Here is a 16,742-nt window from a genome sequence, read left to right on the forward strand (position 1 = left end):
ACATGGTGCTTTTCTAAACATTACTTTTGTTCAGTAGTAGACGTTGTAACTTGCCATTCAATATTAAATTTATCTTTTACTTGTCCGTATGCTGGGCTCCAGAACGTTTCTTGAAGGGGCATAATAACTTCGCCACCTTCTTGTAACTTATCGAATACTTCTTTCGCTTTTTCTGCGTTACTAATTTGAATTGCGATTGTTACTTGAGATCCAATTGCATGCCCTTGACCTGGGAATGTATCAGAAATCATAAGATCCGTATTACCAACTTTTAAAGTAGCGTGTAAAACGCGTTCTTTCGCTTCAGCTGGAACCGGGTATTCTGGATTTTCAGGCATATCACCAAAAGTTTGCATGACTTCCACTTTTGCATCTAACGCCTCTTTATAAAACTGTACAGCTTCTTGCCCACTACCATCTAAAACTAAGTACGGATTAATACCTAAAATCATACGGACACCTCTTTTTTCAATTTATAAAATCGAACTTGTGTTCGTTTTTATATTATCATTGTTTGCCATTTCATTCAACTATTTCCTTCACTGTTTTCAAATTTATTTTGACGGAATCTCCATCTCTTGTTTTCTAAGCTCAATACGGCGGATTTTTCCAGAAATCGTTTTTGGTAGTTCATCTACAAATTCAATTTTGCGAGGGTATTTATATGGTGCAGTAAGTTCTTTGACGTGTTGTTGGAGTATTGGAATTAATGTTTCTTCGTTCTTTTCTATATTCTCTCTTAATACGATAAATGCCTTCACGACACTTCCGCGAATTTCATCAGGACTTGCGACAACCGCACATTCTCTCACGTAAGGGTGCTTTACGAGCGCATCTTCTACTTCAAACGGCCCGATTGTATAACCAGAGCTAATAATAATATCATCACCGCGCCCTTCAAACCAGAAATAGCCGTCTTCATCTTTTTTCGCTTTATCACCTGTAATATAATAATCACCGCGGAATTGCATCGCTGTACGCTCATCGTCTTTGTAATATTGTTTAAAGAGGGCCGGCGTTTCAATGTGAACTGCAATATCACCAACTTCGCCTACTTTCACTGGAATACCTTCCTCATTTACAATATCAACGTGGTTACCCGGCGTCGGTTTCCCCATTGATCCTGGTCTAATATCCATCCCTTTCATTACACCAACAAGCAATGTATTTTCCGTTTGCCCATAGCCGTCTCTTACTGTAATATGAAAGTGCTTTTGGAACGTTTCAATGACTTCTCTATTTAACGGCTCACCTGCGGATACAGCGCTATGTAACGCTTCTAAATTGTACTCGCTTAAATTTTCTACCTTTGCCATTAATCTATACTCAGTTGGCGTACAACAAAGCACATTCACCTTATTATCGTCTAATAAATTTAAATACGTTTTTGGTTCAAACTTACCGTGGTATACAAATCCTGTTGCCCCCGAGCCTAGAGTTGCTAAAAACGGACTCCAAATCCACTTCTGCCAGCCTGGACTAGCTGTTGCCCACACAACATCATTCTCTTCAATTCCGAGCCAATTTGGAGCGCTCGTACGTAAATGAGCGTATGCCCACGCATGTGTATGAACAACACCTTTTGGATTTCCCGTCGTTCCTGACGTGTAAGATAAAAAGACCATATCTTCTTTATCTGTCTTCGCCATTTCTAACATGTCACTTTCTGTTTCTAACGCTGTTTTTAAATTCATCCATCCATCTACTGACTGCTCGCTCAGAACGAATTTTTGAAGAGATTCCATCGCTTCTATATCATCAAACTGTCCAATGTAAGGCTCATAACTTACGATTGCTTTTACTTCCCCATGTCCAATGCGGTATTCGATATCCTTTTTGCGTAACATTTCCGAACTCGGAATTACGACAAATCCTGCTTTAATCGCAGCGATATACGTCATGTATGCTTCAATTAAACGCGGCATCATAATGAGGAGCTTGTCCCCTTTTTGCAGACCACTCTTTATAAAAGCGTTTCCAATTTTATTTGCACCTTTCATTAACTCCGCGTATGTAACTTCTCGGCGATTCCCTTTATCATCTTGCCAAATTAAAGCAAGCTTCTCTTTATCACCTGTATATTTCTCTATTTCAGAAACTAAATTATAAGACGGTGGTGCCAACAATTCCTCTCTCTTCATAAACATCCTCCTTTTTCTTTATGCCTCCCTTATATAATAAAGAATTTTCTGTCAATTTTGAACCCTCATCTTTTGACAAATTTTTTAGTTCTGTCGAATATATCGAACACAACTTAGAATATATTAACAAAAAATTAAATATATCAATTTACCGACAAATGGCGCCACAACATAAAAAAGAAAGAGCGGGAGAACCCGCTCTTTCTAAGCCATCATATGGGATTATTTTTGGTAACCGCCTAATTGTTGCTCAGCTAGTGAAACTAGACGTTTAGTGATTTCACCACCAACAGAACCGTTAGCGCGAGCTGTTGCATCAGCTCCAAGTTGAACACCAAACTCTTGAGCGATTTCGTATTTCATTTGGTCTAATGCTGATTCAGCACCAGGAACCGCTAATTTATTTGTGCTACGTGCCATGTTATATCACCTCCTTGTGAGTATAGAGTGTGATAAATAACATGACTTCATACACGGTTTACATATGGTAATTTATGGTTTTAGAAAAGTTCTTCGAATTTTTCTTCTTCCGCCACTACTTCTACCGTTTGTAATACCATAGTTTCTTTGTTCGCTACAGCTTCATCGATTAATGGTGTGAAATCGTATTTCGCTTCAAAACGATTCGCTTTTTCACGCTTCGGCTTCGTCGCTGGGCTTGCTGGTGTGAATACTGTACAGCAATCTTCGTACGGACGAATTGAAATATCATATGTGCCGATTTCTTCAGCGATTTTAATAATCTCTAATTTATCCATCGTAATAAGCGGACGAATAATTGGATAGTTTGTTACTTCGTTAATCGTATGCATACTATCTAACGTTTGACTTGCTACTTGTCCAAGACTTTCACCAGTCGTGATTGCTAGAGCGTTACGCTCCTCTGCGATACGCTCTGTAATACGCATCATCATACGGCGCATAACTGTCATTGAGTAACTAGATGGGATTTCTTTATTAATCGTTTTTTGCACTTCTGTAAATGGAACAAGGTGAAGTGTTACACGTTTACAGTATTTCGTTAACTCTTGTGCTAAATCGATTACTTTTTGTTTTGCGCGCTCACTTGTGAAAGGTGGGCTATGGAAGTGAACTGCTTCCACAGATACGCCGCGTTTCATCGTTAAGTACGCTGCTACTGGGCTATCAATACCGCCAGAAAGAAGTACCATTACTTTTCCGCCAACGCCAACTGGTAAACCGCCAGCTCCCATACGCTCATCGCACATAATGTAGCTATAGCCACTGCGAATTTCTACACGTACATTTACATCTGGATTATGAACATCTACAGTAATATCTTCTGTATTTTCTAGAATGTGTCCACCAATCTCAGGTAATAATTCCATCGTTCTCATTGGGAAATGCTTATAAGAACGGTGTACAGTAATTTTAAATGTTTTCACATCGCCTTTTACTTGTAAGAAAGCTGCTAATGCACCTTTTTTAATGTCTTCTAATTCTGATGGTACTTTCATCGCTAAGTTAAACTTATGAATACCAAACACATCTTTTAATCTTTCAGATACCGCTTCATGATCTTCGCCATTTAATTGGATATACATACGATCATGTGTTGCATCGATTTTAATATTTGGGAATTTTTTCAGTTTGAACTTTACGTTATCTTTTAATGTGCTTACAAATTTAGAACGGTTCTTACCTTTAGTCGTCATCTCTCCATAACGAACTAAAATATATTCATATGTCATCATATTCCTTTACCTCATCACTTCATATAATTTTGGCATCGTCTCTTTCACAATACCTTCAAATTGCTTTACTTCTTCCATCGTGTTTTCTGGTGCTAAACTAATGCGAATAGCACTTGCAGCAGCGGCATGTGGTACTCCCATTGACACTAACACTCTGCTCACTTCATTTGCTTTTGAAGAACAAGCAGATTTCGTTGATACATATACACCGTGCTCTTCTAAAGCATGAACGACCACTTCTGGTTTTAAACCTACAAATGATACATTTAAAATGTGCGGTGCTGCATATGCAAGCGACGTATTAATCGTTACATCTTCCATCTCTTTAAAGAAACGAACAAGCTCTGCTTGTAAACTTTGCAAATGAGCTACCTTTTCTTTCACTTGCTCCATTGTCATGCGAAGTGCTTTCACCATCGCTACAATGCCAGGTAAGTTCTCTGTACCAGAGCGATACTTCAGCTCTTGTTGACCACCTGATAAAATTGGATCTAACCTTACGCCATCACGTACATAAAGAAGACCCGTTCCTTTTACACTATGGAATTTATGTCCAGATATTGAGCAAAGATCAATATGAGAAGCGTATAAATTAAGCGGTACTTTTCCTATCCCTTGTACATGGTCCACATGGAATCTTATTTTCGGATAATTCGATAATAACGTTCCAATTTCAGCAACAGGCTGAATTGCTCCAGTCTCGTTGTTCACGTGAATAATTGACACAAGAATCGTATCTTCACGAAGCGCTCGTTTTACATCCTCTACCGATACAACACCATGCTCATTAACCGGTAAATATGTTACATCAAAACCGAGATCTTCTAATTGTTTATATGCTTCAAACACAGACGCGTGTTCAATATTTGTTGTAATGATATGTTTACCGCGCGAACGATTCCTCATCGCTATTCCTTTAATCGCAAGGTTATTCCCTTCCGTTCCACCTGATGTGAAAATAATTTCAGAAGGCTTAACGTGAAGAAGCTGCGCTGCAATTGTTCTTGATTGTGTTAATAGACGCTCTGCCTCTCCTCCAAGCGAATGAATAGAAGAAGGATTCCCAAAATATTTCCCCGCAACCGTTACGTACGATTGAAGAGCTTCTGGATATGGCTTTGTCGTCGCACTATTATCAAAATAGATCATCGTTCTTCCCCTTTCAGCGCTGTCACATCATATAATCATATCACAAATACGTGTCATTACGCTAAGACTACTCAAAGGTTCCGTTATATTTTAAAACGAATAACCTTACTGTATTCCGCTATTCATTATAGCAACATCGCCTGCAAAATTACACAAAAAAACAAACCCTTATGAAAGGGTTTGTTCATTGTCTACATATTCAGCTATTTTTTGAACAACGCCAGGCTCAAGTTGCTCTAGTACAGAAGCCGCTTGTTCTAAAGCTGCATCGTATTGATATTCACGGAATAATTTCTCCGCATAATTTAAGCTCTCTGCAAGGTTTTCATCATGACTGCGGTAACGATTACCGTATTGAATTAATTTTTCAACTAAATACGCTTGTCCAATTAACTCTTCTGTCATTTCAGCAACACCATTAACAGTTGTGTAAGCTTCTTCTAAACTGCTATTTACAGCATTCATATTTAACGGCTTCACTTCTAATTGCTCATATACAGCTTGCATTGCCATTTGTCCTCTTTTTAAATCTTCCATAATGCTCTCTGGAAGACCTGGCAAATTCGACTTTTGCATAAAGCGTTTCGTTTCGAAAATAGTATTTCGCATTTCTTGTAACTTCTCACGCGCTTCAAATTCTTCTTTGCGCATCGTTTGCAGCATTTCTTTATATTCTGCATGAAGTACTTTTAATGTTTCACATTGCTCATAAATCTCTTCTAGTTCCTCACGAATAATAGAGAAGGCAATATCTTGTTCCGCAACCCGTAATTGCAACATTTCAAAACGTTTCATTAAAATGTGCATTTGCTTTTCAATTACTTTTTGAGACTCAATGTCCTTATCTTGTAACTGATAGCTTTGTTTCACGAGCTGTGTTTCTGCTTTTGTTTCAATCGTTTCAATGCGAATTTCTTCTAAGTCTTCATAAACAGAAAGTGTTTTTTGCTCCACATAATGTCTCGCATGTACTTCTTGTTCTAGTTGATCATAGAAGCTATCTAAACTTGTTTTTAAGTTTTCTACTTTTTCAGCCGCTTCTGTTATGTGAAGCTCCTGTATATCCATTAAACATATTTGTAGTTGTTTCTTCATATCGCGAACTTCTTTAGGAATTTCCAAATACTCTAATACATAACCTTGTCTTACCATATCATTATGTCCGTGTAATAAATCTTCCAACTGAACCGGTAACGTCGCTTGACACTCTACCAATAAATCTGGAATTTGGTGAATAATGATTTCTAAATCTGCTAAACCTTCTTCCAAACTAATAACAATTTCTCTCGCTTTTAAATAGTCGCCATTGTTTGTTGCTTCTTCAAAGGTTTTAAATTTCTCAGATTCAGCGTCTAGCATCTCTTCGATTTTCTGCTCTGCTGCTCCATACATATGTCTATGAGCAAGAACACTCTTCTTCATACTACGATATGTATCACGTAACCCTTCGATTTCCGAGCTATTTTTTTCATGGCTTTCTAACAATTGCTGTAATTCATTTAAAATGTCTGTAATACGATTATCAGCGTCATCTAAACCACTTATGGATTCATTCATCGCATGCTTTGCTTTTCGGAAGGAGAATTGCGAGGCGAATTTTCGCGCTTGCGCTAAATCTTTTTCAGCTTTCGGAATGGTTGTTGATACAATTTCATCCCATTCTTCACGCCATTTACCAAACAGTTCTTCTGTTTGACCCGTCATATTTAAATCTTTCACCCGTTTTAGTTCATCTGCCACAGGTTTATCTTTTATCTCTTGTTTCCACTGCTCAAGTGCTTCAATATCTTTATATGAACGATTTCTTATCACAAGCTCTATCATGAGCAGCACTAGAATAGAGCTTACTACAATGATAACGATCGTCAGGATAGAATCCATGCAAAAAAGCCTCCTAGTTATATCTCTTTTTTTGTCCGTTCCGTTTATGAAATGGAAGGCATTATGTATAAAAAGGGAATTCCCCTATATTTAACAACTAACAATGTACTAATCATACCATGTAATCGTTTGTTTTTGACCTAGTTTTTTTTAAAATTTCATGTTTCTTTCAATGCAATTGTAATCTTTCTCAATATTCCGTTTGGATTACCTCTCATCAGCAAATGAATGCAATACAAGGCCTTCTTCCATATGAGATGCGAAATAAATTTTGCGCAAAAGTGGCGGTTCAATAGAAATCGCATGCACATTTCCTTGCCTTACCGCTTGCTCTACTGCTATTTCTGGAAGTAACGTAATGCCAAGTCCAGCACTGACCATCGCAAGCATCGGTTCTGCATAAGAAGTTTCAAATGCAATAATCGGTTTCGCACCTATCCCTTGAAACATATTCGTAATCATTTTTCTTACATCGCAGATTTCTGGGTATACGATTAACTTTTCATTTTGCAAATCTTCCATTCGGATTACTGTTTTCTCTTTATAAAGATGATCATTTGAAACGACACACACAATTTTTTCTTCTCGTATTTCTTTTATACACGTAGCACCTTCTACTACTGAATCGATGAACATCGCTTCAATCTTCCGTTCTTTAAAGAGTCCCATCAGTACTTTCGTATGCTCAATTTTCCATTCTACTTCGAACCCGTCACCTAATACATCTTTACATTTTGATATATAATGTGCTGCTAAACTTGGCAATATGCCTATAGAAATGTTTCGCTTCTCTTGAAATTTCTTCATCTCGGCTTTCACTTCATGTATGTGTTCCAAAATCGGTAACATTCTTGTTATAAATAGCTCTCCAGCACTTGTTAATTCCACTCCTTGCGCGGAACGCTTCAGTAAAGTAACTTCTAAATCGGCCTCTAACCTTTGAATTTGTTTACTAAGCGCTGGCTGCGAAATATGTAAAATCTTACTCGCCTTTGATAAACTTCGCGTATTCTTCACTTCAATAAACGATCGTACTGCCTCCAAATCCATCGTACACACCTCTAACAAAAAGTTATAACTGTCATAAAAAATCGATATTTCCTTCTATAAACAATTACTCTTTATACTTATTTCATCAACTTACTATAACGAAATGTAAAGGGGAAAGATACTCTTGAACAAAAAACAAATGCTACTCGGATCCCTCCTATGCTTACTTGCCGTAACGGCTTGGGGATTTATGTTTCCTGTCATGGCAAACGCCTTACAGTTTATCGATCCATTCTTCTTCACAACGATTCGCTATGGATCAGCAGCTATTATTTTTCTTATTCTGTTATTAATGACCGAAGGGACAAAGTCACTCCGCTTAGAAAAGAAAACACTTTCGTTACTCTTTTACGGAACAGTCGGTTTCGCAGGATATGGTTTTCTTGTTTTCTACGGACAGCAACTTGCCGGACCGTCTGGAGCCATCCATGCCGCGATGATTCAGTCTCTTATGCCACTCATCGCTTTATTATTGCAGTGGATAACAAAAAACAAACGTCCACAAAACTACACTTTCCTTTGTATGTTCGTTGCACTTATCGGTGTTATGCTTGTCATTTCAAAAGGAAATATTCACTTATTATTTGGAGCTGCCAGTCACCTTTCAACAAATATACTTATGTTATGCGGCGTTACTTGCTGGGTCATTTATACAAACGGTGGTGCTAGTTTTCAATCTTGGTCACCACTTAGGTATACGACGTTAACTTGTTTATTTGGCTCAATTTCACTCATCACTATCGTCACTTTTTTAACTTATACAAACGTCATTACTGTACCTTCACTATCGACAATTATGAACGTTCGTTTTGAACTCTTATATATGTCTATTATTGCAGGCGTTATCGCAGTATTTTGCTGGAACGCAGGAAATCGCTATATTTCATCCATTAATGGCATATTATTTATGAATTTAGTTCCTGTACTTGCACTTATCGGTTCCATCTTTCGAGGTTATACAGTCGACAAAATTGAAGTTGCTGGAGCCTCATTAACAATTATCGCGCTATTATGCAACAATTTATGGCAAAGAAAAGAAAGCACAAAAATCCCCACCTCAGTTCGTTAGGTGGGGATTTCTCACATATGAACAGCTCTTGGCCATTCATAATACATATTCGTTATACATAATGTTTGTTCCATCCATTGTTCAATTTCTTTCGTGTACATTTCTAAGAAAAAGGTCTCAGATGGAAAAGAATGCAACACTTCTGATATATATTGCGGATATAAAAACGGCATATTTATCATGCCTTTTAATTGCGTCATAAACATTGTAAAAGATACCTTCTTAAACTCTTGTTTCATTTGTCCCTGTCTAATCATTTGCTCTATATAATATCTTTCTTTAGAAAAATAAACGGTCATCACTTCGCGAATTAATGTCGTATCAAGCGAAAGCTCTCGGTAAAAGAAACGTGTCAGCTCCCTATTATCAAATTGATATCGTAAAATCCCGCGCACCATTTGCACCATCACATCTTTAGCCGACAAATATTCTCTCTGTTCAAAGGACGTTTCAATCACATGAATATACCCTTCTAAAAAATTAGTAATAAGCTGCTCTAATAGGCCTTGCTTTCCAGCAAAATAATATGAAATATTCGCTACATTCACATCCGCTCGCTTTGCAATGTCTCGCACCGACGTTCCATCATAACCTTTCGTGTTAAACAACGATATTGCCGCATCAATTACTTTTTGTTTCGTCTGTTTCATGCGCTCACTTCCTCTCACTGAACAGCTATAGTGTAAATTTCTTGACTTTTAAGACAAATTCCTTTAATTTTCTATCGACAAAGTCATGTGAAATACATCGTATTTTGCTAATATTTTACACATCTCGATAAAAAAGGAGCTGTTTCCATGTTTACTAAAGAAAGTTATACAGGATCTCGCGTGCAGCAATATGAGACAGTAATAAAACAACTGGATGCATTATTAACTGGCGAATCAAACGTAGTCGCAAACTTATCAAATGCGTCCGCATTATTAAACCAATTTTTGGATCGTGTTAATTGGGTTGGCTTTTACGTAACAGAAGGAAATCAGCTCGTTCTTGGACCATTCCAAGGAATGCCTGCTTGCGTGCGCATTCCATTTGGACGAGGCGTTTGCGGCGTTGCAGCTGAAACGAAAACAACACAGCTTGTAGCAGACGTTCATCAATTCCCAGGACACATCGCTTGCGACAGTGCTTCAAATTCAGAAATCGTCGTACCGATTATTAAGGATGGGAATGTCATTGGTGTACTTGATATTGATAGCCCTGAAAAAAACCGTTTCGACGAAGTAGATCAGCGCTATTTAGAAAAGTTTGTGGAAACACTCCTAAAACATATGTAACAAAAAAGAGCTAGTTATCGATTAAGTACATGACGTACAAAACCGATAGCTAGCTCTTTTTTTATTGATTACTAACAGTAGATATTTTCTTTAACGCTTGCTCTAAATCAGAAACAATATCCTCCCACGATTCTAAACCAACAGATAAACGTATTAAATTATCATAAATGCCCATTTCTTGTCTTAACGCAGCTGGAATCGCGGCGTGCGTCATCGTTGCTGGGTGCTGAATTAACGTTTCTGTATCTCCTAAACTTACCGCAATTGTAATAAAGTGAAGGTCATTAATAAACGCCTGCGTCTCTTCTTTCCCGCCTTTAATTGAAAAAGATATAACACCGCCCCCACGTTTCATTTGGCGAGATGCTAACTCTCCTTCTGGATACCAAACACCTTCTACCGCATCATGATTTTTTAGGAACGATACAATTTTTTCTGCATTATCACAATGACGATCCATTCTTACTGCTAGTGTCTTTAATCCGCGTAACAATAACCATGCGTCAAACGGTGCCATAATACCGCCGATATCTTTTCGCATCGGGCGGATTTTTTCAGCTAACGCTTTCGTTTTACAAATTGTTACACCCGCCACAACATCACCGTGACCACCAATATATTTTGTCGCACTATGAACAACCGCGTCACAGCCAAGTTCAAGCGGTCTTTGTAAATAAGGTGAACAAAACGTATTATCAACAATAACAAGTAACCCATTTCGCTTCGCAACCCGAATCACTTGTTTTAAATCAATTAATTTCATTGTCGGATTAATCGGTGTTTCAACGAAAATAAGCTTTGTATTCGGGCGAATTTTATTTTCCATATCAGCCTCTGTCTCCATATCACAAAACGAATGCGTAATCATAAATTTTTCTTCTAACACTTCTAAAAAACCGTATGTGCAGCCGTATAATCCATTTGAACAAATAATATGATCTCCAGCTTTTAGAAAACTAATTAACGTTGCGGAAATAGCTGCCATACCGGATCCGAAAGCAAGCGCTTCTTCTCCTCCTTCTAACACCGCCATACGTTCTTCGAATAATTTCACAGTCGGATTTCCAAGTCTTGAGTAAATATAAGATGGATCCACTCCCGCAAAACTCGCCTCTCCTTGCTGCGCAGTCTCAAATGTAAATGTAGACGTTTGAAATAAAGGCGGTGTTAAACTTCCTTTATGTTCCTCTGATGTATAACCGTGATGAATTAACGCTGTCTCCATATGCTTCTTTTTCATAAAAACATCCCCTTTTATGTTTTTATTGCCGCATATTCATCATTAAAACTTTGATGAACGTTTTACTTCATTTTATGTAAGCGTTTTATTTGTGTTTCTATCTCTTCTTTTATATCGTTTTAAATTCCTTCTTGTTCATTTCCAAAATTTATATGCATAAAACAAAAACGTACTCGCTTGACGAAACTCTGGGTAAAAGATATAATAGCGTTTGTGTAAAATAAAAAGGCAGCCTTGTAATGTGAGTTTATCGTTTGTATTTTGTTCCTCTACGGAGGTGTATCTCGTAACTCCCTGCTGCTGGAGCGAAGGTACATGAAAACAAAATGCCCGTAAATATCGATTACGTCTGTTTTTATTTTACGTAAATAAAAACATTTTAAAGGAGGAGTCAACTATGGCTCGTTATACAGGTCCAGCTTGGAAACTGTCTCGTCGTCTTGGAATCTCTCTAAGCGGCACAGGAAAAGAATTAGAAAAACGCCCTTACGCACCAGGTCCTCACGGTCCTAACCAACGTAAGAAACTTTCAGAATACGGTTTACAATTACAAGAGAAACAAAAACTTCGTCACATGTACGGCATGACTGAGCGTCAATTCCGTCGCACATTTGACCAAGCAGGTAAAATGCCTGGTAAGCACGGCGAAAACTTCATGATCCTTCTTGAAGCTCGTCTTGACAACTTAGTTTACCGTATGGGCTTAGCTCGCACTCGTCGTGCAGCTCGCCAATTAGTAAACCACGGTCACATCATGGTTGATGGCGCTCGCGTAGATATCCCATCTTACCGTGTAAAACCTGGTCAAACTATCAGCGTTCGCGAAAAATCTAGCAACCTTGTTGTTGTTAAAGAAGCGATCGAAGTTAACAACTTCGTACCAGAATACTTAACTTTCGATGCTGACAAATTAGAAGCTACTTACACTCGTCACGCTGAGCGTGCTGAGTTACCAGCTGAAATCAACGAAGCATTAATCGTAGAGTTCTACTCTCGTTAATGACAAAAAGCCAATCCTGTGGATTGGCTTTTTTCGTTTATATATAAAATTAAATTATTTATTTTCCTCTTTCTGAACATATACATAAGCATCTTTCTGCTCTTTATGTACATCCACCTTCGAATTCTCTGCAAGCTGACCCGCATTTAGCAAAGAAAAAATAATGAGCGCTTCTAGTGACATTTTGTTTTACCACTCCTTTCTAGTTGTTATACATTTATCATACCGCTTACATGTGATTTCCGTATGAACTCGAAAAGGAGATTACAACAAAATGGTTACAAGTATATGAATGCACGCTATAATAACCATAAAATAGGAGGTTGATTCATTTTGACAATAAACCAAATGGTTCAGTTAGGCAGTGCATGTATGTTGTTTATTACTTCCGCGCTTATTAATTGGTATCAGGGAAGTAATTTAATAGATGATCCTGATGAATGGAAATATAGCGCTAAGTTTACGAATTACTTCAAAGGCACCGTTTCAAATTACGAAGATATTTATCAAATCGACTTCTTTATATATGCAGCAAAATTTTATCCAACAGCATTTATCGTTATGCTAGTGAGTTTACTTTATATGCTCATATTAATTCTTTATATTCTATTCAAAAGAAAAGATGCGGCGTTTTAAATCCATACATAAAAACCCCGAATCATAAACTTTTCAGCCTACAATTCGGGGTACTATTTGTTTATATTCGTTTCGGATTAGTAACGAATTAAGAAATATTTCTTTTTACCGCGGCGAATGATTGTGAATTTACCTTCGATGCGGTCTTTTTCTGTTACAACGTAGTCTAATGCTTGTGTACGCTCACCGTTTACGTAGATTGCGCCGTTCGTTACATCTTCACGTGCTTGACGTTTTGATGGAGAGATTTTGCTTTCTACAAGTAAGTCGATTAATACTGTATCTTCTGCAGTGCGTTCTACAGATGGTACGTCTTTGAATCCTTGCTCGATTTCGCTTGCAGTCAGTTCTGCTACAGAACCGCTGAATAATGCAGCTGAAATTTTAATCGCTTGCTCTAATGCTTCTTCGCCGTGAACAAGTTTTGTCATTTCTGCACCTAATGCTTTTTGTGCTGCACGTTTTTCTGGTGCTTCAGCTACTTGCTTTTCAAGCTCAAGAATTTCTTCATGAGATAAGAATGTAAAGTATTTTAAGTATTTAACAACATCACGGTCATCTGTGTTAATCCAGAATTGGTAGAACTCGTAAGGAGTTGTTTTCTCTGGGTCTAACCAAATTGCGCCGCCTTCTGTTTTACCAAACTTCGTACCGTCAGATTTAGTAACAAGTGGAATTGTTAAACCGAATGCTTTCGCATCTTCTTCTGATTTACGGATTAATTCAAGACCAGCTGTAATGTTACCCCATTGGTCACTACCACCGATTTGTAGGCGGCAATTATGGTGTTGGTATAAGTTTAAGAAGTCGTATGATTGTAAAATCATGTAACTAAACTCAGTAAATGAAATACCAGTCTCTAAACGAGATGCTACTGTATCTTTTGCTAACATATAGTTTAAACCGAAGTTTTTACCGATATCGCGTAAGAATGAAATGACATCTAAGTTACCAAGCCAGTCATAGTTGTTAGCCATTGTTGCTGGGTTTTCCACGTTTTCGAACTCTAAGAAGTTTGAAAGTTGGTTTTTAATGCTTTCTGTGTAGTAAGCAACTGTATCTTTCGTATTTAATGTACGCTCTGCTTTTTTACCACTTGGATCACCGATCATACCAGTACCACCGCCAACAAGTGCGATTGGTTGGTGACCAGCTAATTGGAAGCGACGTAACATTAATACTGGTAACATATGACCGATGTGTAAGCTATCCGCTGTCGGGTCGAAACCACAGTATAATTTAACGCTTTCTTTTTCTAATAATTGCTCAAGGCCCTCAGCGTCTGTTTGCTGATTAATTAGACCGCGAAATTCAAGATCTTGTAAAATACCCATATCCTACATACTCTCCTTTAAGTTCATTACTGGCGTGAAGGTTAAAAACATAAAAAAATCGCCCCTTCAAATAAGGGACGATTTTGATTATCGCGTTACCACCCTAGTTGCAGACCAAAAAAGCCTACCACCTTATTTACATAACGGCTTAGCACCGTCTCTTCCCTTTTGAATACAATTCAATCGAAAAAAGATGCTCTAGGGGCGTAATTCGCGATCATCTATGTGCTGATTTTCACCGACCATCAGCTCTCTAAAACAGGGAAATGATCACTACTTCTCCCTTTCCACGCTCAATTATTCATATACTTTTCTTTATACCATCATTTATATAGGCGTGTCAAATAGAGGTCAGGTTTCCCTCCTTGCCAATCCTTTACAGCGTCATAAAGAGTATCGTAATAAGAGAAAGAATTGGAACCCCAACTAATAACGATACATGAAATACAATTGATAAATCATTCCCAATCGTAGCCTCCACAGGATCTTTCGCCGGGGAACCAAGAAACCCGATTAATCGATCGAATCGACTTACCGTTTTTGGAAAGTCCGGTACTTCTATATGGTCACTATCTAAATGCTGTTTTAATTTATATTCACTCTTAAAGGGATTTTCGCTCAATTTCGTCCACCTCCAGCAATTGTTTCAATTTCTTTATCCCGTTATGAAGTCTCGACTTCACCGTTCCGACTGGAATATCTAATACCTCTGCAATTTCTTTTTGCTGCATGTCATGATAATAAGACAGGATTAGGACCGCTCTTTGCTCTTCTGGAACTTTCAAAATTGCTTCTCTTACTGTGAGCCGATCTTCGTGAGAAAATTCTTTTTCCTGAATCGGCACTAAAAACGGCAAAAGCGTACGCCACTTTTTTCTCCTATTTAATTTATTAATCATAAGACGATAACCAATTTGAAATAAATACGTTTTTATTTTTCCCTTTTCAGGTTCATACATATGTTTCTTACGCTCTAGCGTCAAAAACGTATCTTGGACAAGGTCGATACTCAATTGTTCATCTCGGTTAAATCGATATAAAAATGTGTATAGCGCGGGTTTGATTAAAACGTATAGTTTTTCCCCAGCCTGCTTATCTCCACTTTGATACGCAAGCATAAGTTCCTCCTCAATCCCAATCTGCGCCATGATTTTTGATCTCCTTTATTCCTTTTAACGTTAATGAAATACGGGAAATTAAATAGCCACTTGCGACAATAATCCATACTTGTGATTGATTCGTAAAAAATTGAACGTACGGGTTTTGAATTGTCTCGCCGGTTGAAACTAAAATATTTAATGCTTGCACACATATACATGCATACACTGCCAGGCAAGCCGAAATCGTATCAAATACATTCCAGCGAAAATATACTTTTGTTTTCGTAAAATCAATTTTATATCCATTTTTTCTTACTATATGTTTTCTATCAAATGGAATAATGATTGAAAACATAACAATCATCATAACTCCAGCTGTAATCATTGATACTTTAAATCCGATTGGCATCGGTAATAGCAAACCACAAGAAAATACGACTATAACTCCAATTAAAGCAAAAGTAAGAAGTAATTTATTAGACATAAAAAAGCCTCCCTCATCTATTCTTTCATAAATGTATACAGACGAGGAAGGCACTTCGTTCAAATATTATTTTATTTTTTCAGCCATAACCTTTTATCCAAACCAGTCCTCTCTAAATAGTACATAATGGTTTTCCAAAAATAGTTCATTGTATTTAGGGAATAAGCGTTTCACTTGATTCTCTAATTTAAAGCCTATTTGTTCCATAGACCTGCATGAATTGATATTATTATCCCAAGCCTGCGCACGGATCTCATCCACATCTAAAGTTAAAAATAAGTAATTATATATTAAATTCCTTGCTTCTCGATTGACACCTGTACGCCAAAACTTACGTGCAATCCGCTGAGCCTCTGCACTCACAATTAACTTTTTATTTTCATCCACCGTTGGCACAGAGATCCAATATGTCCCTACCATTTCCTTTGTGTGTTTCGTTATAATTGACCAAGCTATAATATCTTTTAAATTTTTATAAGTATGTAACAAGTCCTTAATTTCATTACTATCTTTTGGAGTCACATTCCCTGTCCAATGGTGCATATCTGGATCTTTCATTACCTCATACCACTGTCTGTAATCCTTTTCCGGTTCCACAGAACGTAAGCATACTATGTTTCCTTCTAAAACAGGTATCTTCATCTACATTCCCCCTTTATTATTTAC

The 16,742-nt window shown here is 37.6% G+C and carries 19 protein-coding genes and 1 other annotated feature; of the genes, 4 read left to right on the forward strand and 15 right to left on the reverse strand.

The annotated features are described in order from the left end of the window. Positions 1–20: 20 nt before the first annotated feature. The 7 genes from ACTFR9_RS15645 to ACTFR9_RS15675 all read right to left on the reverse strand — a co-directional run bounded on the left by ACTFR9_RS15645 (position 21) and on the right by ACTFR9_RS15675 (position 7,936). Positions 21–452, reverse strand: a complete 432-nt coding sequence (locus ACTFR9_RS15645; RefSeq protein WP_000600363.1) for a VOC family protein — start codon at positions 450–452, stop codon at positions 21–23. Positions 453–554: 102 nt separating this feature from the next. Beyond that, complete coding sequence (mbcS, locus tag ACTFR9_RS15650; protein ID WP_000817751.1) at positions 555–2,141, reverse strand: acyl-CoA synthetase MbcS; 1,587 nt, start codon at positions 2,139–2,141, stop codon at positions 555–557. Positions 2,142–2,363: 222 nt separating this feature from the next. Beyond that, complete coding sequence (locus ACTFR9_RS15655; RefSeq protein ID WP_000124489.1) at positions 2,364–2,561, reverse strand: alpha/beta-type small acid-soluble spore protein; 198 nt, start codon at positions 2,559–2,561, stop codon at positions 2,364–2,366. Positions 2,562–2,641: 80 nt separating this feature from the next. Further along, a complete protein-coding gene (gene thiI / locus ACTFR9_RS15660; protein ID WP_000989282.1) occupies positions 2,642–3,856 on the reverse strand; it encodes a tRNA uracil 4-sulfurtransferase ThiI in 1,215 nt (404 codons plus the stop codon). A gap of 6 nt (positions 3,857–3,862) precedes the next feature. Next, positions 3,863–5,005, reverse strand: coding sequence for a cysteine desulfurase family protein (locus tag ACTFR9_RS15665; protein ID WP_000638965.1), 1,143 nt, complete (start codon positions 5,003–5,005; stop codon positions 3,863–3,865). A gap of 168 nt (positions 5,006–5,173) precedes the next feature. After that, the gene (gene ezrA / locus ACTFR9_RS15670; protein ID WP_000377297.1) at positions 5,174–6,886 is read right to left on the reverse strand and encodes a septation ring formation regulator EzrA; all 1,713 of its coding nucleotides are present in this window, start codon (positions 6,884–6,886) and stop codon (positions 5,174–5,176) included. A 207-nt stretch (positions 6,887–7,093) separates the two neighbouring features. Beyond that, positions 7,094–7,936, reverse strand: a complete 843-nt coding sequence (locus tag ACTFR9_RS15675) for a LysR family transcriptional regulator (protein ID WP_000362561.1) — start codon at positions 7,934–7,936, stop codon at positions 7,094–7,096. Between the two features lie 124 nt (positions 7,937–8,060). On the opposite strand from ACTFR9_RS15675, the gene ACTFR9_RS15680 reads away from it, so the two are divergent. Next, a complete protein-coding gene (locus ACTFR9_RS15680; protein ID WP_229136260.1) occupies positions 8,061–9,005 on the forward strand; it encodes a DMT family transporter in 945 nt (314 codons plus the stop codon). An 11-nt stretch (positions 9,006–9,016) separates the two neighbouring features. On the opposite strand, the gene refZ is transcribed toward ACTFR9_RS15680, so the two are convergent. Further along, positions 9,017–9,655 (reverse strand): forespore capture DNA-binding protein RefZ, encoded by a 639-nt coding sequence (gene refZ, locus ACTFR9_RS15685; RefSeq protein ID WP_000814931.1) that lies wholly within the window; start codon positions 9,653–9,655, stop codon positions 9,017–9,019. Between the two features lie 147 nt (positions 9,656–9,802). Here refZ and ACTFR9_RS15690 point away from each other — a divergent pair, with 147 nt between their 5' ends. Continuing rightward, entirely contained in the window at positions 9,803–10,282 is a 480-nt protein-coding gene (locus tag ACTFR9_RS15690; protein ID WP_000494346.1) for a GAF domain-containing protein, read from the forward strand. Positions 10,283–10,343: 61 nt separating this feature from the next. On the opposite strand, the gene megL is transcribed toward ACTFR9_RS15690, so the two are convergent. Next, the gene (gene megL / locus ACTFR9_RS15695; protein ID WP_229136261.1) at positions 10,344–11,522 is read right to left on the reverse strand and encodes a methionine gamma-lyase; all 1,179 of its coding nucleotides are present in this window, start codon (positions 11,520–11,522) and stop codon (positions 10,344–10,346) included. A gap of 397 nt (positions 11,523–11,919) precedes the next feature. On the opposite strand from megL, the gene rpsD reads away from it, so the two are divergent. Next, complete coding sequence (gene rpsD / locus ACTFR9_RS15700) at positions 11,920–12,522, forward strand: 30S ribosomal protein S4 (protein ID WP_000135319.1); 603 nt, start codon at positions 11,920–11,922, stop codon at positions 12,520–12,522. A 54-nt stretch (positions 12,523–12,576) separates the two neighbouring features. On the opposite strand, the gene ACTFR9_RS15705 is transcribed toward rpsD, so the two are convergent. Continuing rightward, complete coding sequence (locus tag ACTFR9_RS15705; RefSeq protein WP_000050944.1) at positions 12,577–12,705, reverse strand: hypothetical protein; 129 nt, start codon at positions 12,703–12,705, stop codon at positions 12,577–12,579. A gap of 150 nt (positions 12,706–12,855) precedes the next feature. On the opposite strand from ACTFR9_RS15705, the gene ACTFR9_RS15710 reads away from it, so the two are divergent. Then, on the forward strand, positions 12,856–13,158 hold the full coding sequence (locus ACTFR9_RS15710; protein ID WP_000154634.1) for a YjdJ family protein: 303 nt from the start codon (positions 12,856–12,858) through the stop codon (positions 13,156–13,158). A gap of 77 nt (positions 13,159–13,235) precedes the next feature. On the opposite strand, the gene tyrS is transcribed toward ACTFR9_RS15710, so the two are convergent. The 5 genes from tyrS to ACTFR9_RS15735 form a co-directional block, all read right to left on the reverse strand. Beyond that, positions 13,236–14,492, reverse strand: a complete 1,257-nt coding sequence (gene tyrS, locus ACTFR9_RS15715) for a tyrosine--tRNA ligase (RefSeq protein ID WP_000512096.1) — start codon at positions 14,490–14,492, stop codon at positions 13,236–13,238. Positions 14,493–14,562: 70 nt separating this feature from the next. Next, positions 14,563–14,791: a binding site (T-box leader), on the reverse strand. Positions 14,792–14,868: 77 nt separating this feature from the next. Continuing rightward, complete coding sequence (locus tag ACTFR9_RS15720; protein ID WP_001293775.1) at positions 14,869–15,114, reverse strand: hypothetical protein; 246 nt, start codon at positions 15,112–15,114, stop codon at positions 14,869–14,871. Continuing rightward, a complete protein-coding gene (locus ACTFR9_RS15725; RefSeq protein WP_000057192.1) occupies positions 15,095–15,640 on the reverse strand; it encodes an RNA polymerase sigma factor in 546 nt (181 codons plus the stop codon). Before ACTFR9_RS15725 ends, ACTFR9_RS15720 begins: the two co-directional genes overlap by 20 nt. Next, a complete protein-coding gene (locus tag ACTFR9_RS15730; RefSeq protein ID WP_000066454.1) occupies positions 15,621–16,076 on the reverse strand; it encodes a hypothetical protein in 456 nt (151 codons plus the stop codon). The genes ACTFR9_RS15725 and ACTFR9_RS15730 overlap by 20 nt, the downstream gene beginning before the upstream one ends. A gap of 93 nt (positions 16,077–16,169) precedes the next feature. Beyond that, positions 16,170–16,718: a GNAT family N-acetyltransferase gene (locus ACTFR9_RS15735; RefSeq protein WP_000701361.1), complete on the reverse strand. Its 549-nt coding sequence runs from the start codon at positions 16,716–16,718 to the stop codon at positions 16,170–16,172. Positions 16,719–16,742 lie beyond the last annotated feature (24 nt).

The sequence above is a fragment of the Bacillus cereus group sp. MYBK222-1 genome, from assembly GCF_051916425.1.
GTDB classification, from domain to species: domain Bacteria; phylum Bacillota; class Bacilli; order Bacillales; family Bacillaceae_G; genus Bacillus_A; species Bacillus_A paranthracis.

Coding starts and splice junctions, on each gene's coding strand:
- ACTFR9_RS15645 (WP_000600363.1), bottom strand. CDS start 452: ATGATTTTAGGTATTAATCCGTACTTAGTTTTAGATGGTAGTGGGCAA.
- mbcS (WP_000817751.1), bottom strand. CDS start 2,141: ATGAAGAGAGAGGAATTGTTGGCACCACCGTCTTATAATTTAGTTTCT.
- ACTFR9_RS15655 (WP_000124489.1), bottom strand. CDS start 2,561: ATGGCACGTAGCACAAATAAATTAGCGGTTCCTGGTGCTGAATCAGCA.
- thiI (WP_000989282.1), bottom strand. CDS start 3,856: ATGATGACATATGAATATATTTTAGTTCGTTATGGAGAGATGACGACT.
- ACTFR9_RS15665 (WP_000638965.1), bottom strand. CDS start 5,005: ATGATCTATTTTGATAATAGTGCGACGACAAAGCCATATCCAGAAGCT.
- ezrA (WP_000377297.1), bottom strand. CDS start 6,886: ATGGATTCTATCCTGACGATCGTTATCATTGTAGTAAGCTCTATTCTA.
- ACTFR9_RS15675 (WP_000362561.1), bottom strand. CDS start 7,936: ATGGATTTGGAGGCAGTACGATCGTTTATTGAAGTGAAGAATACGCGA.
- refZ (WP_000814931.1), bottom strand. CDS start 9,655: ATGAAACAGACGAAACAAAAAGTAATTGATGCGGCAATATCGTTGTTT.
- ACTFR9_RS15690 (WP_000494346.1), top strand. CDS start 9,803: ATGTTTACTAAAGAAAGTTATACAGGATCTCGCGTGCAGCAATATGAG.
- megL (WP_229136261.1), bottom strand. CDS start 11,522: ATGAAAAAGAAGCATATGGAGACAGCGTTAATTCATCACGGTTATACA.
- rpsD (WP_000135319.1), top strand. CDS start 11,920: ATGGCTCGTTATACAGGTCCAGCTTGGAAACTGTCTCGTCGTCTTGGA.
- ACTFR9_RS15705 (WP_000050944.1), bottom strand. CDS start 12,705: ATGTCACTAGAAGCGCTCATTATTTTTTCTTTGCTAAATGCGGGTCAG.
- tyrS (WP_000512096.1), bottom strand. CDS start 14,492: ATGGGTATTTTACAAGATCTTGAATTTCGCGGTCTAATTAATCAGCAA.
- ACTFR9_RS15725 (WP_000057192.1), bottom strand. CDS start 15,640: ATGGCGCAGATTGGGATTGAGGAGGAACTTATGCTTGCGTATCAAAGT.
- ACTFR9_RS15730 (WP_000066454.1), bottom strand. CDS start 16,076: ATGTCTAATAAATTACTTCTTACTTTTGCTTTAATTGGAGTTATAGTC.
- ACTFR9_RS15735 (WP_000701361.1), bottom strand. CDS start 16,718: ATGAAGATACCTGTTTTAGAAGGAAACATAGTATGCTTACGTTCTGTG.